Raw genomic sequence first — 19,662 nt, 5'->3', positions numbered from 1 at the left:
TTAGCCCGTCAGCGATCCCCCGGCGTGGTGGCCGTCCCACTGAGCACGCCGCTGGCGCCGTCGAACGCCCGCCTCAGGGTGATGCCACCCGGCCCAAGGCGCAATGCCTGCAAGGCGGGGTCATGGTCGCTGTCACGCACCTTGACGATTGACAGCACACGGTGCAACTGGGCATCGAGTTCGGCGAAGCGCAGCAGCACCAGGTTGTCGACGATGCCCGACAGATCAGGTGCCGGCGCCGTGATCTCCGCCCCGAAGATGTCACGCATCTCCCAACTCAACAGCGCCGTCACGCCGCGCGCGCGCAACTCGCCAGTCAGGGCGCGGAAAAATGCATTCAGGCGTGCAGGTTCCAGCGCCAGCCGCCCGAACGCCCCCAGGCTGTCGATCACCACGCGTTTGGCGTCCAGCGCCCGCACTTGCTCCAGCAAACGTGCGCCTACCTGATCGAGCAGGCCCTCGGTGGTCGGCTGCCAGCTCAGTTGCAGCACTTCGCAATGCTCTCGCCCGGCCAGGTCATAGCCCAGCGCAGCCGCTTTCACGCGCAGGCGCGCCGGGGTCTCGTAGAAACCAAAGTGCAAGCCAGGCGCGCTGGCATCGGCGGCGGTCAGAAATGCAATGCCCAGCGACGTCTTGCCAACCCCCGAAGGGCCCATCAACAGGGTTGTGGAACCTTCGGCCAGGCCACCGCCAAGCAATGCGTCCAATTCGGCAACGCCGGTCGTAACCTTGCCCAGCACCTGGGGCCCCGCCTGACTGGGGTGGCCATAGAGCGACTCCAGGCGCGGGAAAACCTGCAACCCGGCCTCGCTGATCAGGCATTCGTGACGCCCCGACAGCGCGCCGCTGCCACGCGTCTTGCACAGCTGCACGTGGCGTACCGCCACACTGCCCACCAGTTGTTCGCTCAACTCGAGCACACCATCGACCATGGTGTGCTCGGGGCTGCCCTCCTCCAGCCGCGCGCTGGTCAGCAACAGCACGGTGCACCCGGCGAAAGCAGCATGGCCCTGCAATTCAGAGACGAACTTCTTGGTGTCGAGGCTGGTTTCAGCCCGTGAGCGCGCGTTGAGCAGGCCGTCGACGATCAGCAGGCTGGCCTGCTGGCGGCCGATTTCCTGGCGCAACAGGCGTACCACGGCATCGAGCCCTTCCTGCTCGAGGGTGTCGAAGGCGCTGACGAACTGGATACTGTCGCCCACCAGCGAGGGGTCGAAGAAGGTCAGCGTCGACAAGTACTGGAACAGCCGCTCATGGGACTCGCTGAGCAGCGTCGCCACCAGCACCCGACCGCCATCACGCACATGGTTGCAGGCCAATTGATTGGCCAGGATGGTCTTGCCCGCCCCCGGGTGCCCCTGGACGATGTAGGAGGCGCCCGCCACCAGCCCGCCCTTGAGCAGGGCATCCAGCCCGTCAATACCGGTGGCCAGTCGCTTGAGTTGCTCAGCCATGATGCATTACCTGTCTGTCAACGGTTGGTCTTCGGGGCAGGCCGGCAGGTACAGGCTGATGCAGGTCCCTTTGCCCGACGCACTGGCGACGCGAATGGCACCATTGCTCTGCCGGGCGAAACCATAGGCCTGGCTGAGCCCAAGGCCAGTGCCCTTGCCGAACGGCTTGGTGGTGAAGAATGGCTCGAAGATGCGTGGCATCACCTGCGGATCGATACCCTGCCCATCATCCTGGACATCGAAGCGCACGAAACGGCCTTGCAAGCCCTCGATCTCACCGACCAGTTGCATGCATTCGATCACCAGGCTGATACGCCCTTGCCCCTCGATGGCATCGCGGGCATTGAACATGAGGTTGAGCAGGACCATTTGCAGCTGTCCGGCATCCACCTCGATCGCCGGCAGGTTTGCCTGTAGCTGTTCGACCAACTCGATACCCTGGGGCAGCGCATGCTCCATCAGGCTGCGGGTCGAGGCGACCACGTCCACCGGGGCGATGCGGGCGACATTCAACTGCCGATGCCGGGCAAAGCTGAGCAATTGCTGGGTCAGTTGCGTACCTCGCTGGCCGGCATCGACGATATGCTCGAGCATGCGCCGGATGCGTTCCGGGTCCTGGCTGGTGAGGGCCAGCCGCGCGGAACTGAGGATGATGGTCAGCAGATTGTTGAAATCATGGGCCAGGCCGCCGGAGAGTTGCCCCAGCGCCTCGAGCTTTTGCGCCTGGAACAGTTGCGCGCGCATGGCATCGAGCTGCAGCGCGGAATCGCGCCGGTCCGTGATGTCGCGAGTCACCTTGGCCAAGCCGATTATCCGGCCTTGCTCGTCGCGAATCACATCCAGCGCCGCCAGTGCCCAGAACTGCGTGCCGTCCTTGCGTACCCGCCACCCCTCATCCTGCGCCACGCCTTGCTCGAGGGCTTGAAGCAACAGGCGTTCGGGCCTCCCTTGGGCGCAGTCTTCGGCGGTGAAGAACAGGGAAAAATGCCGCCCTATGACCTCGTCGGCGCGATACCCCTTGATCCGCTGGGCTCCCGCGTTCCACGACACCACATGCCCCGTCGGATCGAGCATGTAGATGGCGTAGTCGACCACCGCCTGAACCAGCTGTTCATAGCGTGCTTCGGGCATCACGGAAGTGGCGGGCTGGTCCGTTGCAATCATGCGAACTCCACGAGCACCGCGAAAGGACATATTGAGCGTAGCCAAAACTGCTGACGGCACCCGAACTTATGCGACGACCGTCAGTGATCGCCCGCTGGCAAGCTCGGCGTCAGCCGTCGGGGGATTGCCGCTTTAAACAGCCACAGGCTCACCAGCAGGATCAGCGCTCCACCTCCCAACGCCGTGTACCGTTGCGGCTCGGGCCGCAGTTCGTCCAGCCCCAGCATCAGCAGATAACCGCCCAAGGCCAGCAGACTGACATAGAGGAACGCCCCCAGCAGGCACACCTGCAGCAATATCAGGCGCCAGAACAGCTTAGGGCGCACAGTACGCCCAGGCGCGGCGGGCAAGTCCGAAGTAGACCGAGGCATGGCAAGCTCACAGGGTTGGATCCAATGGCGCCAAGGTGGCCCAATGACATGGGTCTGTCAATTGGCCTATAGTTCGCTGCTTCTCGCCACCCCTCATGGATGACACCTCATGGTAGTGAATCATCGCTTGCAAAGCCTGCAAGATGACCTGCTGCGCAATGCCACGGACATCGACACACTGTGCCAGGCACTCGACGGCCACACGCTGTTCCTGCGCCACTCGATCCATCACGCCGATGCACAGGCCATGGACAGCCATGTCGAGGAGCTGCGCGGCTCAGCGTGCGAAATGCGCGACATAGCCCGTACGATCTCGCCATAAACCCTTGAACTGGTTGACGTTTCTATAACAGCGGGTTATAAAGCGCGCTTGATTGCCCGACCGCTGCCCGGTCCAGCACGGCGATCAAGCGTGCGAGTGTGGTGGAATTGGTATACACAGCAGACTTAAAATCTGTCGGCGTGAGCCTTGCGGGTTCGAGTCCCGCCACTCGCACCATCTTCTATCGATGAAGGCGCCCTTGCGGCGCCTTTTTCATGCCCGCCGGAAATCCGCCACGCAGCTGCTAGAGTGGGAACTGTCACCGTCCATCGGAACGCCCACCATGCGCTATTCCCTGCTCGAAGGCCAACGCGATTTCATCCTCCTGCTGGCCCGCATCCTGCTGATGATCCTGTTCGTGCTGTCCGGCTGGAGCAAGCTGACCGGCTTCGACGGCACGGTCGGCTACATGACCTCGCTCGGCGCCCCCGCCCCGATGCTGGCAGCGGCCATCGCGGTGTTGATGGAGTTCGTCGTCGCCATCCTGCTGATCCTGGGCTTCTACACGCGGCCACTGGCCCTGCTGTTCGCCCTGTTCGTGCTGGGCACCGCCCTGCTCGGCCACCCGTTCTGGAACATGGTCGACCCCGAGCGCAGTGCCAACATGACCCAGTTCCTGAAGAACCTGAGCATCGTCGGCGGGCTGCTGGCGCTGGCAGTTTCCGGCCCCGGGCGGTTCTCTGTCGATCGACGTTGACTAGGGGCTCGCCACCACAGCTCAATCGTCGGGGTCGTCGAGCCAGGCGGGGGGATCGTCCTCATCATCGAGATCGTCCAGCGTCGCTTCGTCTTCCTCGACTTCATCCAGCGCCCCGTAGGCATCCGCCTCGGGGTCGTAGTCATCGAGGAATTCACGGTCGAGCAGATGATCGTGTTCCGGTTCGGGCAGATCGTCTTCTTCGTGCATCACAGGCTCCAATAGCGGCAGGCCGCCTGTATAGGCTGATCGACGGCAGTGGTCAATGCCGCTGGCCGTTAACCCTGACTTAACCGACAAGGGACAAGCTAGACGCTCTCCCTTCAAGACGTCCTTGCCCGCCCCACTGGCGGGCTTTTTTTCGCACCCTCGTTCATCCGATCAATTGGCTGGAACTTTGCGCGCCGCTGCGTGATTCCACAGGGGGAGGACCGATGAGTAGGCTTGAGAAAAATTCAGTAACGCTTACGCGTTCAGGATCAGCATGGCCTTCACGAAATTCTGACATTCACGAGGGCAAACTGGCCTGGCTTCGATACGTTCTGTTCAACCCGCCACCTCGGCGGGTTTTCTTTTGCCTGCATGTTCGAGGCAGCGGCAAACGACACCCGCCGCACGGCGATTCACTGCATCAATCGAGGCACTCTCTGGCCGCTTTGCGCAATTGGTCGGTGGTGAGGAAGCTGCCCTTGTAGAACGTCGCTCGGCTGCCATCACCAGACTTCACAACCTCCAGCACATCATCGGAGGCGACCGCACTGGGCGCAGTGAGGCGATAACCGTTGGATATGGACTTTTGCGTGGCGAGCGGCGCCAGCGCCTGCCATTTGGGCAGCACACACGCCGCGTAGGCATCTGGCGACTTGCTGGTCAGCTTGCTGCCGGTAGGTTGGCCAGGTGATGCGCAACCCGCCAGGGCTGCAACCATCAGCAGCCCGATGAAAATGGGAAGTTTAGGCATTTGCAATTGATCCATGGGAGCTGACGAATTCTAGCAATCGCCACGTCAGGGCAACAATCCACAAAAGTAGAACAACCCATGCGCCTGGCATTTCCCCATTTCAGGGGTAAGGCCCAACCCAGAGCCGGGGTCAGGCACCAGACTGCAAGAAAACGAAAACGGCCATCACATCCACAGCCAGCACAGCAACCAGGACGATGCTCATGAAGTAGAGGTCATTCTGAAACATGTCTGCGTACCCCGCATGATCAGTGTTACAGGGTCACAGCAAATCCCGTTCCATTCAGCCGCCCTGCTTGTCTCATGCCCACTGGTCGGGCCCGCTACGCCTGTTGCGCAAACAAGCGCCTACTGAGGGTCTTGCCCCCTGGCTTTAGGAAGAAGTCGCCAATCCAGGTATGCCCCATGAGACGTATCCAGAAAATCACCCAGCAACGTCGCCGGCAGTTGCATGTTCACTTGCCGGTAAGTGGGCTGCTGGCGATGCCTTGCAGTGATGACATGGCAAGCGCACGGCTGACACCGAAACGAGAGCCCGTCGAACTGGCTGAAGTGAAACTGCGCTTGAAGGCGTGATCAACAGCTGGCCGGGCCGAGCTGGAGCTTAGGGCCACTTGAGGGTCAGTCCGTGAGTACAGGCGCTTCGACGCCATCGCCAAGCCTTCCAAATGACGAAGTTTTGGGACTGCGGTCTTTTCAGCGCACAAAGAAAAAGCCCCGCAGACGTTAATCTGCGGGGCTTTCGAATGGTGGAGGCCGAGGTCGGAATCGAACCGGCGTAGACGGATTTGCAATCCGGAGCATAACCACTTTGCTACTCGGCCTCAAAGTCGGAGTCAGCTTTCGCTATCTCCTTGAAACCGCTGGGCTTTTTCAAGTCAGCTGCGTTTCGATGGACGCCATTATGTCGGCATTCGATTCACCTTGCAACCCCCTGCAAGAAAAAAATCTTCAAGGGGTTCAAGGTGTTAGCGCAAGCGGCCGAGTTTGCTCCACAGGCCCACCAAGGTATTCTCCACCGCCCCACTGGCCGCCACGCCGATGCGTTCCTGCAAGCTCTTGCGTTCGGCATAGCGCAGGTGGAACACATTGGCCTCGCGGGCGCGTTGGCTGAGGTACTCGTCACTGGTACCCAGCTCGTCCACCAGATGACGATTCAGCGCAGCGATACCCAACCACACTTCGCCAGTGGCGACTTCGTCGATATGCAGCTGTGGCCGATAGCGAGCGACGAAGTCCTTGAACAGTTGGTGGGTGATGTCCAGGTCCTCCTGGAACTTCTCCCGGCCCTTGTCGGTGTTCTCGCCGAACACGGTCAGGGTGCGCTTGTACTCGCCGGCGGTGAGCACCTCGAAGTCGATGTCGTGCTTTTTCAACAGGCGATTGACGTTGGGCATCTGCGCCACCACGCCGATCGAGCCGAGCACGGCGAACGGTGCGCTGACGATCTTCTCGCCAATGCAGGCCATCATGTAGCCGCCACTGGCGGCAACCTTGTCGATGCAGATGGTCAGCGGGATACCCGCTTCACGAATGCGTGCCAGCTGCGACGCTGCCAGACCATAGCTGTGCACCAGGCCGCCACCGCTTTCCAGGCGCAGCACCACTTCGTCACGCGGGGTCGCCAGGGTCAGCAACGCGGTAATCTCGTTGCGCAGGCTCTCGGTGGCCGACGCTTTGATGTCGCCGTCGAAATCGAGCACGAACACCCGGCCCTTCTCTTCCGGCTTTTTCTTCTTCTGCTGCTTCTCGCTTTTGGCCTGCTGCTTGCGCAGGGCCTTGAGCTCGCCTTTGTCGAGCAGCCCAGCTTCCAGGCGCTCACGCAGTTCCTTGTAGAACTCGTTGAGGCGGGTGACCTGCAACTGCCCGCCCGGCTTGCGCCGCCCCTTGCCGCGCAGACCGGCGATAGCCGACAGCACCACCAGCACGGCGATCACCAGCGTGGCGGTTTTGGCGAGAAAGCTTGCGTATTCGGCAAGAAACTCCATAAGACATCCATAAGGCTCAAAAAAGGCATTCTAGGGGTATCTCGCAGGTCGTGTCTAACGCTGCTCCTGCAGAGTTCTAACACGTTGTAACAGCAGATCGCCGCCTCCTTACCCAACGTCCAAAATGGCGAGAGAGACCAGGAGCCGGCAAGGCGCCAAACCAGGCCCCCATGAAAAACACGCAGACCCAACAAGAAAGGTAGAGCCATGAAATTCAGCATTATGGGAGTCCCAAAGGGAAAAGATTTTGCGACCTTTGAACAAAGCATTCGTGCTGTGTTGTCGGACCTTGGGCCGATCATGGGGTGGGCAGATGACGGCCAGTACCTTTACGACTATCGACTCACACGGGAGCAAATCAGTGCTATCGAGCAAACCTATTCGCTGGCACTACCCAAGGATCTAGAGCTTTACCTGACCTGCATTGACTGAATTATCAGGCTCTGTAAGGGGGGGTGAAGTCGGCGCGCCCCAAGAGACTGCGCTCGCAACACAGCGAGGATAAACGCCCACTGCTCGGTTCAAACAACCTTTTCAAACGCTTGTATGTTTTTTCGTTGACAGCCCCCACGGGGCATCCTAACCTCGCAGCAACCTTCAACCGGGCCGGACTTCCTCGTGGGCAACCTCTACCTGATCCGACATGGCCAAGCCTCCTTCGGTGCCGCCGACTACGACGTGCTTTCGCCCGTTGGCGAACGTCAGAGCCAGGCGCTGGGCGAGCATCTGGCCCAGCTGGGGCTGCGCCTGGACCGCTGCGTGGCCGGCACCTTGCGCCGCCAACAAGACACCGCCCGGCTGGCATTGCAAGCGCTGCACGCCAGCGGCAGCCCGATCCCAGCCATCGAGACCGACGCCGCGTTCAACGAATTCGACGCCGACGGTGTGATCCGCGCCCTGCTCCCTGGCCTGCTGCCCGACGAACCCGAAGCCCGGCACATCCTGCGCAATGGTGCGCAGCACCGCAGTGAGTTCCAGCGCCTGTTCGCGCTGATGGTGCAGCGCTGGCACGACGGCGAGCACGCCCACGACGACAACCTGGAAACCTGGCAGTCGTTCACCGGCCGGGTTGCCGATGGCTTGCGTCGATTGCTCGACAGCGCCGCCAGCGGCGAGAACATCGCCCTGTTCACCTCCGGCGGCACCATCGCCGCCCTGCTCCACCTGGTCAGCGGAATCACACCGGCGCAGGCCTTCACCCTGAACTGGCAAATCATCAACACGTCGCTCAGCCACCTGAAGTTTCGAGGCCGCGACGTGACACTGGCTTCCTTCAACAGCCAAGCCCATGTGCGGCTGTTGCGGTTGCCGGAGCTCGTCACCTACCGATGAGCCCGGTCTGTTGTGTCCTCGCGGACGCGAATATCTCTAAATAAGGAATACTCCATGAGCGATGTAGCAAAAGCCGTCGAGGCGATGAAAGCGAAATTCAACCCAGCCGCTGCCGAAGGCCTGGACCTGGTGTTCGGCTTCAACATCACCGACGAAGACAAGCAATACGCGCTGCTGGTCAAGGATGGCACCTGCGAAATCCAGGAAGGCGAAAACGCTGACGCCAACTGCACCCTGGTGCTGGACAGCGAGACGCTGAAAGGCATCGTCAGCGGTGACACCGATGGCATGCAGGCCTTCATGGGCGGCAAGCTGCGCGTCGAAGGCGACATGATGCTGTCGATGAAGCTCAGCGAGCTGTTCCCGGCCTGATTGGCGCGGCGCAATTGCCAATGAAAAAACCGAAGCCTGATGCGCTTCGGTTTTTTTTTGCCGTCGGCCCGGCCGAGCATGCATTGGGGGCCTGCGCTGCAGCCCATCGCCGGCAAGCCGGCTCCCACAGGGTGGTGGCACGGCCGCAGATGAGAGGGGCCATCAGGGCCAGTGATCGTGCGGCAACACTCCGGCCAATAAGCGCCTGGCACACTTGTACCAAGTGTTATGGGAAATTAGATTAGCCAATAGTCCTTGCTATCGATCATAAGGAAATCGCATGACGCTCACCGATCAGTCCACCCAGGTCCGCCCCGGCGAAGAACTCGATGCCGCCGTCATCGATCCCTACCTCAAGGATCATATCCCCGGCCTGGAAGGCCACCCGACCATCAGCCAGTTCCCTGGCGGCGCCTCCAACCTGACCTACCTGCTGGCCTACCCACAGCAGGAGTTCGTCCTGCGCCGCCCGCCGTTCGGCCACAAGGCCAAGTCGGCCCACGACATGGGACGCGAATTCCGCATCCTCAACCAGCTCAACGCCGGTTTCCCCTACTGCCCGAAAGCCTACGTGCACTGCACCGACGAGTCGCTGATCGGCGGCGAGTTCTACGTGATGGAGCGGGTCAAGGGCATCATCCTGCGCTCGGACATTCCGGCGGATCTCGGTCTCGATGCCAGCCGCACCGAAGCCCTGTGCAAGAGCTTCATCGACCGCCTGGTCGAACTGCACCAGGTCGACTACAGCGCCTGCGGCCTGGCCGACCTGGGCAAGCCGGAAGGCTACGTGCAGCGGCAGATCGAGGGCTGGGCCAGCCGCTATGAAAAAGCCCTGACACCCGACGCGCCACGCTGGGAAAAAGTGATCGCCTGGCTGCGTGAAAAAATGCCCGCCGACCACCCGCGCCCGGGCATCGTGCACAACGACTACCGCTTCGACAACGTCATCCTCGACAGCGACAACCCCATGCGCATCATCGGTGTGCTGGACTGGGAGATGACCACCATCGGCGACCCGCTGATGGACCTGGGCAACAGCCTGGCCTACTGGATCCAGGCCGACGACCCGGCACCGGTGCAACTGATGCGCCGCCAACCCAGCAACGCCCCCGGCATGCTGACTCGCCAGCAGTTCGTCGACTATTACGCCGAGCGCGCCGGCATTCGCATCGACAACTTCGACTTCTATTACTGCTACGGCCTGTTCCGCCTGGCCGGCATCGTCCAGCAGATCTATTACCGCTTCTTCCACGGCCAGACCCAGGATAAGCGCTTCGCCCAGTTCATCCACATGAACAAGCTGCTGGAGCACATGAGCCTGCAACTGATCGAAAAATCCACCCTGTAACCCCGGCAGCGACAGACAACAAGGAATAACAGCATGTCCAAGACCCACCTGTTCGACCTCGACGGCAAAGTCGCCTTCGTCTCCGGCGCCAGCCGCGGTATCGGCGAGGCCATCGCCCACCTGCTGGCCCAGCAGGGCGCCCATGTGATCGTGTCCAGCCGCAAGCTCGACGGCTGCCAGCAGGTCGCCGAAGCGATCATCGCCGCCGGCGGCAAGGCCACCGCGATGGCCTGCCATATCGGCGAGATGGAGCAGATCCAGCAGGTGTTCGCCGGCATCCGCGAACAGTTCGGCCGCCTCGACATCCTGGTCAACAACGCCGCCACCAATCCACAATTCTGCAACGTGCTCGACACTGACCTTGGCGCCTTCCAGAAGACTGTCGACGTGAATATCCGCGGCTACTTCTTCATGTCGGTGGAAGCCGGCAAGCTGATGCGTGACAACGGCGGCGGCAGCATCATCAACGTGGCCTCGATCAACGGCGTGTCGCCGGGGTTGTTCCAGGGCATCTATTCGGTTACCAAGGCCGCAGTGATCAACATGACCAAGGTCTTTGCCAAGGAGTGCGCGCAGTTCGGCATCCGCTGCAATGCCCTGCTGCCAGGCCTGACCGACACCAAGTTCGCCTCGGCGCTGGTGAAGAACGACAGCATTCGCGATGCCGTGCTGCAGCAGGTGCCACTCAAGCGCGTGGCCGACCCGAGCGAAATGGCCGGCGCGGTGCTGTACCTGGCAAGCAGTGCATCGAGCTACACCACCGGCACCGCGCTCAATGTCGATGGCGGTTTCCTGTCCTGAGTGGTCGCCAGCCATTCGGTTCTGCCGTAGTCGCCAGCCCTTTCTGGCGCCTACGGCATGGTTACTCCTTCACCGCCTGCAGCGTATAGCTCAGCGGCAGCCGCCAGGGGGCCTCGAGCAGGCGCCATTCACCGTCGTCGCCCTTGCCCATCTGCCCAGGCAGCGCCTCCCAGGGGATGCTCTGGTGCTCCTCCAGGCCAGTGATACGCAGGCCATTGCGCAACAGCGCACCGATCACTTCGCCCAATCCGTGGTTCCACTCGTGGGTTTCGGTCTGGCTCAGGGCCTGGTCGGTGTCGACGTAGGTCTGATCGCTGTGCCACACCGTCGGCACCTCCCGCTCGAAGTAGGGGTAATCCAGCTGGAGGCGATCCTGAACATCCTCGTTCACCGCCATCAGCATCGGATGGCCATCCCGCAGGAACAGCCGGCCGCCCTCTTTGAGCAATGCCGACACGGTGCTCGCCCAACGGTCGATATCGGGTAACCAGCACAATGCCCCCACGCCGGTGTAGACCAGGTCGAAGCTGCCGACCGGCAGCGCTTGGGCGGCCAGATAGACGTCTGATTCGACATAGTCGATAGCGGCGCCACAACGCGCGGCGAGCTTGCGCGCTTCAGCCAGCGAAGCCGCGGAAAAATCCAGCCCGCAGACATCGGCGCCCAGGCGCGCCAGCGACACGGTATCGGTACCGATATGGCATTGCAGGTGCACTGCACGCAAGCCACGAATGTTGCCCAGGCGCGGCAGGTCGAAGCGCACCACTTCACTGAGGTGCTCGGGATTGGCGACGAAGGTCTCCACCTCATAATCCCTGGAGGCGGCATGCAGTGGCGCCCGCTCATCCCAGCTGGCGCGGTTGAGTTGCAGTGATCGGCTCATGCGGTTCATCCCTGTCCTATGGCGAGAAGCGCCACGTTAACCGCACCCGCAATAAGCGGCAACACCCCGTCAACCCAGGGTTTACGGCTCAGGTATACTGCCTCCTCTCCCGCCCAAGGATCCAGCACCCATGACGGAAAACAGCTTCGCCTTTCGCCTCAAGGAACTGCTCGAACACCACAAGCTGACCCTGCAGGCCGTGGGCACGGCGCTGGGTATTTCGCGCACCGCGGTACATAAATGGACACGCGGCGGTGAAATCGACTATGACAACCTGCGCAAGCTGGCCGACCTGCTCAAGGTCAACTGGATCTGGCTGCGCTACGGCGAAGAGGCCCTGCACAGCGTGCAGCAGGCCGAGGTGGTCGAGCTGCCGATGACCGATGTTCGTCGGCGCTACACCGCCGAGATCATGGAAAGCGAAACGCGCATGAAGCTGGCCCAGGAAGGCGCGCGTATCGTCACCTGGGAGTGGAATCTGGTCAGCGACGAAGTCACCTACTCACCCAACGTGGAGGCGGTCTACGGCTGGCCGGTACGGCGCAATGAGGATTTCTGGGCGCATATCCACCCCGATGACGCCCACCACATGCAAAGCATGTACGCCCAGGCCGTGGCCGACGGCACGGGCTGCGAATGCGATTTTCGCATCACCCGCCCCGACGGCAGCCAACGCTGGATCGCCTCGCGCGCCACGGTACTCAAGGACAGCGTCGGGCGCCCGGTGAAGATGGTCGGCATCAGCATGGACAACACCGAGCGCAAGGTCGCCGAGCAAGAGCTGCGCCAGAGCGAGGAGCGCTTTCGCACCATTTTCGAACTGGCCTGGGGCGCCCTCGCCTACATCGAGCCCGACGGCAGCTGGAGCCGGGTCAACGGCAGCTTCTGCGAACTGCTCGGCTACGGCGAAAGCGAGCTGTACGGTATGACCTTCCAGCAACTGACCCACCCGGACGACCTGCCGCACAACCTGATGCTGCTACAGCGCATGCTGGCCGGCGAGATCGAGCGCTATGAAGTGGAAAAACGCGTGCGCCACCACGATGGCCGCTACATCTGGGTGCGCGCACGTACCTCGTTGCAACGGCACGCCGATGGCCAGCCCGAACACCTGATCAGTGTGTTCGAGGACATCACCGCCGAACGCGCCGAGCATGAGCGCCTGCAGGCGCATATCGCCGGGCTCGAGGCACGTTTGAGCTGACGGCGGTTCGTCTTGCACTGTGTCCTGTAGGAGCGGCCTTGCCGGGGCGCCGGACCGGTCGGAAAGGGCCGCAGAGCGGCCCCGGCGATCTTGGACGTACTCGAGATCCTTTGGGGCGCTGCGCCCCCCTTTCCGACCGGTCCGGCGCCCCGGCAAGGCCGCTCCTACAAAGACCGCGCAAGATGTGGAGGGCTTGCCGGCAATAGCGTCAGCCCAACCGCTGCCAACTCACAGGCAGGTCGCCGCCGCCGCCCGGCGCTGCAACGCCATGCCATCGTTGCGCTGCGCGTAGTAGTCGACCCGTGTGCCACCGGCTTGCGCGTACACATCGACAAACGATTCCGCCTCACGGGTATAGACGGTGAAGCCACCGGCCTTGCGCGCTTCCAGGTAACCGCTGGCGTCCACGCCAAAGGTCTTCTCCTCCTGCCAGCTGAACTGGATGCACTGGGCAACCAGGTCCGGTGTCTTGTGCGAGTCCAGGCGCGCGGTCGGCGCACCGTTGCGCGCCGCCTCCATGGTCGACGACGCACAGCCCACCAGCAGCAGCGCCACAGTCATCGGCAGAATCGCTCGCATGTTCCATCCTCGGGAGTAAAAAAAGAACGCGACTCTAGCATGCCGATGCGCCCTTCGGCGCCTGGCACGCCACCCATCGCCGGCGCCACAAATACTTGCGCGGCAAAGAAACCAAATCGACCGTTCCCGGTCATAGCGAGTGCCCGGTAAACCTTTACCGATCAAGGACCTATATCGTGATGACTCGCTTCGCAAGCCTTTCGCTGATCGCCACCGTCCTGCTGCTGGGCGGCTGCTACAGCCACCACTACCACGACGACGATGACGGCTGGCGCGACCGTGATCGCGACCACCGCCATCACCACCGTCACGATCGCGACAACGATGACGATGACAACCGCCAGTACCGTGACCGCTACTGGCGCTGAAGCGTCTCCCCAACCCTGATCCGCCGCCCGCAACGCGGCACACCACCCTGATGACTCCTCTGAGGTTCACAACATGCGTCTGACTCTGCCTTCCCTCGCCCTCGGCCTGCTGCTCTGCCAGGGTGCTTTCGCCGGTGACGGCACCGCGGCCATCGGCGGCGGCCTGGGCGGCGCCCTGGGCAACGTGGTCGGCAAACAGATCGGCGGCAGCACCGGCGCCGCCATTGGCGCCGGCCTGGGCGGCGCGGCCGGCGGCGCAGTCGGCGCGCGCAAGGGCAACCGCACCGAGGCGGCCATTGGTGGCGGCCTGGGTTCGGCAGGCGGCTCGCTGATCGGCGGCAAGCTCGGCGGCTCCAACGGTTCGACCATCGGTGCCGGCCTGGGCGGCGCGGCCGGTGGCGCCATCGGCAACCACATGGGTGATAACAACCGCAAGCACAAGCACCGCCACTGATCCAAGCCGTTTGATTGTCGCGGGGCAGGTTTGCCCCCACGCCCCAGTTAATGCCGGGATGTGGGGGCGAACCTGCCCCGCGGTCGTTCAGCCCGGCAAAACATTGCAGCACGTCAACGACGCATCCACTTCGAGGTGCCACACTTAGGGCCATCGCCTTTCCGTGCCCTGTGTGAAGGAACACCCCCTCCCCATGAACCAAGAGCTGCTCTGGGTGCTTGGCCTGCTGGCCATCGTCGTCGTGTTGTTCATCATCAATCGCCCGCGCATGGACGTGGTCGCCCTGCTGGTGATCCTGGCCCTGCCACTGTCCGGCATCCTGACCGTGGAGCAGGCGCTGGCGGGCTTCAGTGACCCCAACGTGGTGCTGATCGCGGCGCTGTTCGTGATCGGCGAAGGGCTGGTGCGCACCGGCATCGCCTACCGTATCGGCGAATGGATGAGCGAGCGGGCCGGCAACAGCGAGGCACGCCTGCTGGTGCTGCTGATGGTCGCGGTGGCTGGCCTGGGTTCAGTGATGAGCTCCACCGGCGTGGTGGCGATCTTCATCCCGGTGGTGCTGAGCATCGCCGCGCGCCTGAAGCTTTCGCCCGGCCGGCTGATGATGCCACTGAGCTTCGCCGGCCTGATCAGCGGCATGCTCAGCCTGGTGGCCACCCCGCCCAACGTGGTGGTGCACAGCGAACTGGTGCGTCACGGCCTCGAAGGCTTCGGCTTTTTCAGCTTCACCCCCTTCGGCCTGGTGGTGCTGGTGCTGGGGGTCGGCTACATGCTTGTGGCCCGCCACTGGCTCAACGGTGAAGTGCGCAAGGACGGCCGCCTGGAAAGCCGGCGTACCCTGCTCGACCTGGTGCTGGACTACAAACTGAGTGGTCGCGAGCGGCGCCTGCGCATCCGCCCGCATTCGCCGCTGATTGGCCACACCCTCGGTGAGCTCGAGCTGCGCACCCGCCATGGCGCCAACGTAGTGGGCATCGAGCGCCAGCACAAGTTCACCACCCGGGTGATCACCGCCGACTCCACTACCGTGTTGCAACAGGGCGATATTCTGTTGCTCGATCTGTTCGCCAACCGCGACGACCTGCGCAGCCTGTGCCAGACCATGCAACTGGAACCCCTGCACTTCAAGGCGGCCTATTTCATCGACCAGTCGCAGGAGGTGGGCATGGCAGAGGTGTCGCTACCGCCAGGCTCGCAACTGATCGGCAAGAGCATCCTCGAACTGGCCTTCCGTACCCGCCATGACCTCAACGTGGTCGGTCTGCGTCGCGACCAGGAGGCTATCGAGGGGCAACTGGTGGAAGAAAAACTGCGCCTGGGCGACACACTGCTGGTGATCGGCCCCTGGAAAGCCGTACGCCAGTTGCAAACCAAGCCCCGCGACTTCCTGGTGCTGAGCCTGCCCGCCGAGATCGACCAGGTGGCCCCGGCGCGGGCCCGTGCACCCTACGCGCTGGTCAGCCTGGCGGTGATGGTCGGGCTGATGGTCAGCGGCGTGGTGCCCAATGTCATTGCGGCACTGATTGGCTGCCTGCTGATGGGCGCTGGCCGCTGCATCGATATGAACAGTGCCTACCGTGCAATCCACTGGCAGAGCCTGGTACTGATCGTCGGTATGCTGCCGTTCGCCCTGGCGTTGCAGAAGACCGGCGGCATCGACCTGGCGGTCGGCGCGCTGGTGGGCCTGCTGGGCGATGCCGGGCCTGCGGCGATCCTCGCCTGTTTGTTCGCGGTGACCGCGCTGATCGGTTTGTTCATCAGCAATACCGCCACTGCCGTGCTGATGGCGCCAGTGGCCGTCAGCACGGCGCAGCAACTGGGTTTGTCACCCTACCCGTTCGCGATGACGGTTGCCCTGGCCGCCTCGGCGGCGTTCATGACCCCGGTGTCATCGCCGGTCAACACCCTGGTGCTTGGCCCAGGGCAGTATCGCTTCGCCGATTTCGTCAAGGTTGGGGTGCCTTTCACCCTGCTGGTGATGCTGGTGACCGTGGTGATGGTGCCGTACCTGTTCAAGCTATCGTGAGGAGCCGGATCCACGCGGCTTGCAGTGAATTGACATCAATTCATCAGTTGAAACACACTCACACGACATCAGCCCAGGTGCCTACAGCCGTTTTCCTGGATTCCGTCTTCGCTTGTCGGTCGAGCCTATGGTGACTCCAGCCTCATCGCGCCTGCAGCCTCTGGTCATCCTGTTTGGCCTGACCCTCGCCCTGGCCCTGGGCGGCATCCTGGCCAGGCCGATCGAATCCCTCTCGCTGTTCTGGCCGGTCAACGCGGTGCTGGCCGGGGTGCTGCTACGCAACCCGCGCCAGGCCAGCCTCGGTGGTTTCGCCCTGGTGTACCTGGGCATGCTGGTCGCCGACCTGGTCACAGGCAGCGCCTGGGCGCCAGCGCTCTGGTTCAACCTGTGCAACCTGGGCGCCATCGTCAGTATCTGGTGGCTGATGGCGCGCCTGCCGCGGGCTCACCGCCGGCTGCGTACACCCCACGGTACCCTGTGCCTGTTCGGTGCCTGCGCCGTCGGGGCCATGGTCGCCGCCAGCCTGGCCTGCGTAATGGCCGCGCCGTGGTTCGAACAATCGCTGCGCGCCACCTGGCTGGCCTGGTTCAGCGAGCAATTCTCCACCAGCGTGCTGGTGCTGCCGGTGCTGCTCACCGCCCCCACGCCCCGCGCGTTGACCCGCGGTGGCAGCCAGCGAATCAGCCTCGCACCGCTGCTGGTGCTGCTGGCGTCGCTGGCCTTGAGCATCGCCTTCGGTGGGCCAGGGGCCATCGCTTTCCCGATCGCCGCGCTGCTGTGGTGCGCGCTGAGCTATTCACCCTTCCTCGTTTCGCTGCTGACCCTCACGGCCGGCAGCACCTTGATCGTCGCCGTGGCACAGAACCTCATGCACTTCAGCGTGCCGCAGAGCGAACCGGGGGTGACCACGCTGATGTCGGCGCGCCTGGGGATCGCCATGCTGGTCCTCGGGCCCTTGGTGGTGGCCTGCGTGAGCAATGCCAACCGCAGCCTCATGGCGCGCCTTGCGCACCAGGCGACCATCGACCACCTTACCGGCGCCCTCACCCGCAGTGCCTTCACGCGACGCGCCAATGCCCTGCTCGACAGCCGCCGACAGCACAGCCCGGCCCGGCCGCTGACCTTGATGATGCTCGACATCGATCACTTCAAGGCCATCAACGACCAGCATGGCCACGCAGTGGGCGACCAAGTGCTGCGCGAATTTTCCGTGACCCTGCAGGACCAGCTGCACGAAGGCGAACTGTTCGCCCGCCTGGGTGGCGAGGAGTTCGCCATCGTCATTCCTGGCCTGGCGCCGGAACAGGCCAAGTTCACCGCCGAACGCCTGCGCCGGGCGGTGCAGGACCTGCACCAGGAATACGCTGGGCACCGCCTGCCGATCACGGTCAGCATCGGCCTGGCCGGCTGCTCAGGTGAGTTGCCCGCTCCCAGCCTCGATGTCTTGCTGGCCGAGGCGGATCAGGCGCTGTACCGGGCCAAGGCCCAGGGCCGCAACCGCGTCGAGCAGGCCGAGGGCAAGCGCCAGGCAGTCTGATTCAGCCAGCCAGCAGGTCCCAACTGAGCTTGGCGATCAGCACGCACAGCAGGATCAGGAACAAGCCACGCACGAAGCCCGCCCCCTTGCGCACGGCCAGCCAGGTGCCGGTCAGCGCACCCAGGATATTGAACAGCGCCATTGGCAGGGCAATCGCCCACAACACGTTGCCAGACGGGATGAAGAACACCAGTGCCGCCAGGTTGGTGGCGATGTTCACCAGCTTCGCGGACGCCGAGGCGTGCAGGAAATCAAGGGCGAAGAAGCGGATGAACAGGAAAATCAGGAAGCTGCCGGTACCAGGCCCGAACAGGCCGTCGTAGAAACCGATGGCACCGCCGATCAGCACCGCCAGGCACTGCTCTCGGCGGCCGATCACCGTGGGTTTGTGCAGGGTGCCGAAGTCCTTCTTGCAGAAGGTGTAGACCGCCATCAGCACGATCAGCACCAGCACCATCGGCCGCATCACGCTGGCCGGCACCAGCGACACCGTGGCCGCACCGCAGAACGACATGACGAAGGCACTCAACATCGCCGGCACGATCAGCCCCCAATCGAGCTTCACCTTACGAATGAACGAGCGCGCCGCAAAACTGGTGCCGCACACCGAGGCCAGCTTGTTGCTGCCCAGTAGCGCCGCGGGTTGGGCACCGGGCAGCACGTTGAACAGCGCCGGGATCTGGATCAGCCCACCGCCCCCCACGGCGGCGTCGATCAGGCCAGCGGCGAAGGCGAACAGCGACAGCAGGGCAATATCCATCATGAACGTGGGTCCGGGCAGTAACAGGCAGGCCACCAGACTAATCAAAGCGACGCCGTTGTGTTGAAATACCACGTTGCGAAAACTGCAACGAGGAGTACTTCCATGGCCCTGGACATGCTGCGCGAGATCCAAGCCTTTGTCAGCGTTGCGCACAAGCGCAGCTTCGTCAGCGCAGCCCGCGCCTTGGGCCGTTCACCCAGTGCCGTCACCCGGGCGGTGCAGGCACTGGAGGATAACTGCGGGACCAAGCTGCTCATCCGCAACGCCAGTGCCGTGGCCCTGAGCGAAGCCGGCGAACGCCTGCTGCCTCATGCCGAACGCTTGCTGGATGTGCAACGCGACGCCGCCGACGAACTCGCCGCGCTGACCGGTAGCGCCAAGGGCTGGATCCGCCTGGCCGCGCCCGAGGTACTGGCTCAGCAGGTCTTGCCACAGGTGCTGGCCGAGTTTTCCCGGCGCCATCCGCAGGTCACTCTCGACGTGCAGTTCAGCGACCAGGCCCTCGACCCGCTGCAGGGCAAGCTGGACTTCGTCATCCGCGGCGCCTTTCCCCAGTCCAGCGAGCTGATCGGCTACCCCTTGTGGGCCTACCGTCGCCATCTGTACGCCAGCCCGGGTTACCTGGCACGAGAAGGTACGCCCGAGGGGCTGGAGGACCTGCAGCGCCACGCGCTGATCCTGCATACCGCGCCACGCATCCTCAAAGCCTGGCATTTCTGCCGTGCCGGGCATATCACCAGCCTCCGGCCGCAACCTCGGCTACGCCTGGGCTCTGGCGTTGCGGTGGTGCGAAGCACCCTGGCCGGCGCCGGTATCGCCCGCCTGGCCGACTGGCTGGCCGAGCCCGAAGTGCGTGCCGGGCGCCTGGTACGCGTGTGCCCCGAATACCACCTGACCTCGAGCAGCGGTCAGGACCCGCAAATGCATGCGGTGTACCCCGCAGGCGACGTACCGGCACGGGTACGCGAGCTGCTGCAGGCCCTGCGCGCGGCCCGGCCGGATGAGGGGAAAATGCCCTGAAACCTGCTGCTCAATTTC

Annotated in this window: 23 protein-coding genes and 2 tRNA genes; 15 read left to right on the top strand and 10 right to left on the bottom strand. The window is 63.3% G+C overall.

Annotated elements, in window-relative coordinates:
• Positions 1–8: 8 nt before the first annotated feature.
• From IX761_RS04700 to IX761_RS04690, 3 genes are all read right to left on the bottom strand, one after another.
• On the bottom strand, positions 9–1,454 hold the full coding sequence (locus IX761_RS04700) for an ATPase domain-containing protein (RefSeq protein WP_194788468.1): 1,446 nt from the start codon (positions 1,452–1,454) through the stop codon (positions 9–11).
• 6 nt (positions 1,455–1,460) lie between these two features.
• On the bottom strand, positions 1,461–2,618 hold the full coding sequence (locus IX761_RS04695; protein ID WP_228533230.1) for a two-component system sensor histidine kinase NtrB: 1,158 nt from the start codon (positions 2,616–2,618) through the stop codon (positions 1,461–1,463).
• Positions 2,619–2,698: 80 nt separating this feature from the next.
• Positions 2,699–2,989 carry a hypothetical protein gene (locus IX761_RS04690; protein ID WP_194788467.1) on the bottom strand — a complete coding sequence of 97 codons (291 nt, stop codon included), beginning with the start codon at positions 2,987–2,989 and terminating at the stop codon, positions 2,699–2,701.
• Between the two features lie 109 nt (positions 2,990–3,098).
• On the opposite strand from IX761_RS04690, the gene IX761_RS04685 reads away from it, so the two are divergent.
• The 3 genes from IX761_RS04685 to IX761_RS04675 all read left to right on the top strand — a co-directional run bounded on the left by IX761_RS04685 (position 3,099) and on the right by IX761_RS04675 (position 4,008).
• Positions 3,099–3,311: a hypothetical protein gene (locus tag IX761_RS04685; RefSeq protein WP_194788466.1), complete on the top strand. Its 213-nt coding sequence runs from the start codon at positions 3,099–3,101 to the stop codon at positions 3,309–3,311.
• A gap of 92 nt (positions 3,312–3,403) precedes the next feature.
• Positions 3,404–3,488 (top strand) — tRNA-Leu (locus IX761_RS04680).
• Positions 3,489–3,594: 106 nt separating this feature from the next.
• Positions 3,595–4,008 carry a DoxX family protein gene (locus IX761_RS04675; protein WP_194788465.1) on the top strand — a complete coding sequence of 138 codons (414 nt, stop codon included), beginning with the start codon at positions 3,595–3,597 and terminating at the stop codon, positions 4,006–4,008.
• Positions 4,009–4,029: 21 nt separating this feature from the next.
• Here IX761_RS04675 and IX761_RS04670 read toward each other — a convergent pair whose 3' ends face one another.
• Positions 4,030–4,218: a hypothetical protein gene (locus IX761_RS04670; RefSeq protein WP_194788464.1), complete on the bottom strand. Its 189-nt coding sequence runs from the start codon at positions 4,216–4,218 to the stop codon at positions 4,030–4,032.
• 421 nt (positions 4,219–4,639) lie between these two features.
• Positions 4,640–4,969 (bottom strand): hypothetical protein, encoded by a 330-nt coding sequence (locus tag IX761_RS04665; RefSeq protein WP_194788463.1) that lies wholly within the window; start codon positions 4,967–4,969, stop codon positions 4,640–4,642.
• 405 nt (positions 4,970–5,374) lie between these two features.
• Between IX761_RS04665 and IX761_RS04660 the strand changes: the two genes are divergently transcribed.
• On the top strand, positions 5,375–5,545 hold the full coding sequence (locus IX761_RS04660) for a hypothetical protein (RefSeq protein ID WP_194788462.1): 171 nt from the start codon (positions 5,375–5,377) through the stop codon (positions 5,543–5,545).
• 174 nt (positions 5,546–5,719) lie between these two features.
• Here IX761_RS04660 and IX761_RS04655 read toward each other — a convergent pair.
• Together IX761_RS04655 and sohB are read right to left on the bottom strand one after the other, a co-directional pair.
• A tRNA-Cys gene (locus tag IX761_RS04655) sits at positions 5,720–5,793 on the bottom strand.
• A 144-nt stretch (positions 5,794–5,937) separates the two neighbouring features.
• Positions 5,938–6,957, bottom strand: a complete 1,020-nt coding sequence (sohB, locus tag IX761_RS04650; protein WP_194788461.1) for a protease SohB — start codon at positions 6,955–6,957, stop codon at positions 5,938–5,940.
• Positions 6,958–7,164: 207 nt separating this feature from the next.
• Here sohB and IX761_RS04645 point away from each other — a divergent pair, with 207 nt between their 5' ends.
• The 5 genes from IX761_RS04645 (at position 7,165) to IX761_RS04625 (ending at position 10,810) form a co-directional block, all read left to right on the top strand.
• Positions 7,165–7,389 carry a hypothetical protein gene (locus IX761_RS04645; protein ID WP_194788460.1) on the top strand — a complete coding sequence of 75 codons (225 nt, stop codon included), beginning with the start codon at positions 7,165–7,167 and terminating at the stop codon, positions 7,387–7,389.
• Between the two features lie 186 nt (positions 7,390–7,575).
• Positions 7,576–8,289, top strand: coding sequence for a histidine phosphatase family protein (locus tag IX761_RS04640; RefSeq protein WP_194788459.1), 714 nt, complete (start codon positions 7,576–7,578; stop codon positions 8,287–8,289).
• Positions 8,290–8,343: 54 nt separating this feature from the next.
• Positions 8,344–8,661 carry an SCP2 sterol-binding domain-containing protein gene (locus IX761_RS04635; RefSeq protein ID WP_194788458.1) on the top strand — a complete coding sequence of 106 codons (318 nt, stop codon included), beginning with the start codon at positions 8,344–8,346 and terminating at the stop codon, positions 8,659–8,661.
• 280 nt (positions 8,662–8,941) lie between these two features.
• Positions 8,942–10,009 (top strand): phosphotransferase family protein, encoded by a 1,068-nt coding sequence (locus IX761_RS04630; RefSeq protein ID WP_194788457.1) that lies wholly within the window; start codon positions 8,942–8,944, stop codon positions 10,007–10,009.
• 33 nt (positions 10,010–10,042) lie between these two features.
• On the top strand, positions 10,043–10,810 hold the full coding sequence (locus tag IX761_RS04625) for an SDR family oxidoreductase (protein ID WP_194788456.1): 768 nt from the start codon (positions 10,043–10,045) through the stop codon (positions 10,808–10,810).
• Positions 10,811–10,871: 61 nt separating this feature from the next.
• Here the strand turns inward: IX761_RS04625 and IX761_RS04620 are convergent, their stop codons facing one another.
• On the bottom strand, positions 10,872–11,693 hold the full coding sequence (locus IX761_RS04620) for a class I SAM-dependent methyltransferase (protein WP_194788455.1): 822 nt from the start codon (positions 11,691–11,693) through the stop codon (positions 10,872–10,874).
• 130 nt (positions 11,694–11,823) lie between these two features.
• On the opposite strand from IX761_RS04620, the gene IX761_RS04615 reads away from it, so the two are divergent.
• Positions 11,824–12,897 (top strand): helix-turn-helix domain-containing protein, encoded by a 1,074-nt coding sequence (locus IX761_RS04615; protein WP_194788454.1) that lies wholly within the window; start codon positions 11,824–11,826, stop codon positions 12,895–12,897.
• A gap of 228 nt (positions 12,898–13,125) precedes the next feature.
• Here IX761_RS04615 and IX761_RS04610 read toward each other — a convergent pair whose 3' ends face one another.
• Positions 13,126–13,476: a hypothetical protein gene (locus IX761_RS04610; RefSeq protein WP_194788453.1), complete on the bottom strand. Its 351-nt coding sequence runs from the start codon at positions 13,474–13,476 to the stop codon at positions 13,126–13,128.
• Between the two features lie 179 nt (positions 13,477–13,655).
• Here IX761_RS04610 and IX761_RS04605 point away from each other — a divergent pair, with 179 nt between their 5' ends.
• The 4 genes from IX761_RS04605 to IX761_RS04590 all read left to right on the top strand — a co-directional run bounded on the left by IX761_RS04605 (position 13,656) and on the right by IX761_RS04590 (position 17,861).
• Entirely contained in the window at positions 13,656–13,844 is a 189-nt protein-coding gene (locus IX761_RS04605) for a hypothetical protein (RefSeq protein WP_194788452.1), read from the top strand.
• A 73-nt stretch (positions 13,845–13,917) separates the two neighbouring features.
• Positions 13,918–14,298, top strand: a complete 381-nt coding sequence (locus IX761_RS04600; RefSeq protein ID WP_194788451.1) for a glycine zipper domain-containing protein — start codon at positions 13,918–13,920, stop codon at positions 14,296–14,298.
• A gap of 193 nt (positions 14,299–14,491) precedes the next feature.
• A complete protein-coding gene (locus tag IX761_RS04595) occupies positions 14,492–16,324 on the top strand; it encodes an SLC13 family permease (RefSeq protein WP_194788450.1) in 1,833 nt (610 codons plus the stop codon).
• A gap of 112 nt (positions 16,325–16,436) precedes the next feature.
• On the top strand, positions 16,437–17,861 hold the full coding sequence (locus IX761_RS04590) for a GGDEF domain-containing protein (protein WP_194788449.1): 1,425 nt from the start codon (positions 16,437–16,439) through the stop codon (positions 17,859–17,861).
• Between the two features lies 1 nt (position 17,862).
• Here IX761_RS04590 and IX761_RS04585 read toward each other — a convergent pair whose 3' ends face one another.
• The gene (locus IX761_RS04585; protein ID WP_194788448.1) at positions 17,863–18,624 is read right to left on the bottom strand and encodes a sulfite exporter TauE/SafE family protein; all 762 of its coding nucleotides are present in this window, start codon (positions 18,622–18,624) and stop codon (positions 17,863–17,865) included.
• Between the two features lie 102 nt (positions 18,625–18,726).
• Here IX761_RS04585 and IX761_RS04580 point away from each other — a divergent pair, with 102 nt between their 5' ends.
• Entirely contained in the window at positions 18,727–19,644 is a 918-nt protein-coding gene (locus IX761_RS04580) for a LysR family transcriptional regulator (RefSeq protein WP_194788447.1), read from the top strand.
• The last annotated feature ends 18 nt before the right edge of the window (positions 19,645–19,662 follow it).

This window comes from Pseudomonas sp. UFMG81, from assembly GCF_015354575.1.
Lineage (GTDB): Bacteria > Pseudomonadota > Gammaproteobacteria > Pseudomonadales > Pseudomonadaceae > Aquipseudomonas.
The sequence above is the reverse complement of the archived record's forward strand: the minus strand, read 5'-3'. Positions and strand labels throughout refer to the sequence as shown.

Excerpts from the sequence above, each read along its gene's own strand:
- IX761_RS04600 (WP_194788451.1), top strand. The coding sequence starts at position 13,918 with ATGCGTCTGACTCTGCCTTCCCTCGCCCTCGGCCTGCTGCTCTGCCAG.
- IX761_RS04620 (WP_194788455.1), bottom strand. The coding sequence starts at position 11,693 with ATGAGCCGATCACTGCAACTCAACCGCGCCAGCTGGGATGAGCGGGCG.
- IX761_RS04675 (WP_194788465.1), top strand. The coding sequence starts at position 3,595 with ATGCGCTATTCCCTGCTCGAAGGCCAACGCGATTTCATCCTCCTGCTG.
- IX761_RS04615 (WP_194788454.1), top strand. The coding sequence starts at position 11,824 with ATGACGGAAAACAGCTTCGCCTTTCGCCTCAAGGAACTGCTCGAACAC.
- IX761_RS04585 (WP_194788448.1), bottom strand. The coding sequence starts at position 18,624 with ATGATGGATATTGCCCTGCTGTCGCTGTTCGCCTTCGCCGCTGGCCTG.
- IX761_RS04690 (WP_194788467.1), bottom strand. The coding sequence starts at position 2,989 with ATGCCTCGGTCTACTTCGGACTTGCCCGCCGCGCCTGGGCGTACTGTG.
- IX761_RS04660 (WP_194788462.1), top strand. The coding sequence starts at position 5,375 with ATGAGACGTATCCAGAAAATCACCCAGCAACGTCGCCGGCAGTTGCAT.
- IX761_RS04665 (WP_194788463.1), bottom strand. The coding sequence starts at position 4,969 with ATGCCTAAACTTCCCATTTTCATCGGGCTGCTGATGGTTGCAGCCCTG.
- IX761_RS04635 (WP_194788458.1), top strand. The coding sequence starts at position 8,344 with ATGAGCGATGTAGCAAAAGCCGTCGAGGCGATGAAAGCGAAATTCAAC.
- IX761_RS04625 (WP_194788456.1), top strand. The coding sequence starts at position 10,043 with ATGTCCAAGACCCACCTGTTCGACCTCGACGGCAAAGTCGCCTTCGTC.
- IX761_RS04700 (WP_194788468.1), bottom strand. The coding sequence starts at position 1,454 with ATGGCTGAGCAACTCAAGCGACTGGCCACCGGTATTGACGGGCTGGAT.
- IX761_RS04670 (WP_194788464.1), bottom strand. The coding sequence starts at position 4,218 with ATGCACGAAGAAGACGATCTGCCCGAACCGGAACACGATCATCTGCTC.
- IX761_RS04645 (WP_194788460.1), top strand. The coding sequence starts at position 7,165 with ATGAAATTCAGCATTATGGGAGTCCCAAAGGGAAAAGATTTTGCGACC.
- IX761_RS04580 (WP_194788447.1), top strand. The coding sequence starts at position 18,727 with ATGGCCCTGGACATGCTGCGCGAGATCCAAGCCTTTGTCAGCGTTGCG.
- IX761_RS04605 (WP_194788452.1), top strand. The coding sequence starts at position 13,656 with ATGACTCGCTTCGCAAGCCTTTCGCTGATCGCCACCGTCCTGCTGCTG.
- sohB (WP_194788461.1), bottom strand. The coding sequence starts at position 6,957 with ATGGAGTTTCTTGCCGAATACGCAAGCTTTCTCGCCAAAACCGCCACG.
- IX761_RS04595 (WP_194788450.1), top strand. The coding sequence starts at position 14,492 with ATGAACCAAGAGCTGCTCTGGGTGCTTGGCCTGCTGGCCATCGTCGTC.
- IX761_RS04695 (WP_228533230.1), bottom strand. The coding sequence starts at position 2,618 with ATGATTGCAACGGACCAGCCCGCCACTTCCGTGATGCCCGAAGCACGC.
- IX761_RS04685 (WP_194788466.1), top strand. The coding sequence starts at position 3,099 with ATGGTAGTGAATCATCGCTTGCAAAGCCTGCAAGATGACCTGCTGCGC.
- IX761_RS04610 (WP_194788453.1), bottom strand. The coding sequence starts at position 13,476 with ATGCGAGCGATTCTGCCGATGACTGTGGCGCTGCTGCTGGTGGGCTGT.
- IX761_RS04630 (WP_194788457.1), top strand. The coding sequence starts at position 8,942 with ATGACGCTCACCGATCAGTCCACCCAGGTCCGCCCCGGCGAAGAACTC.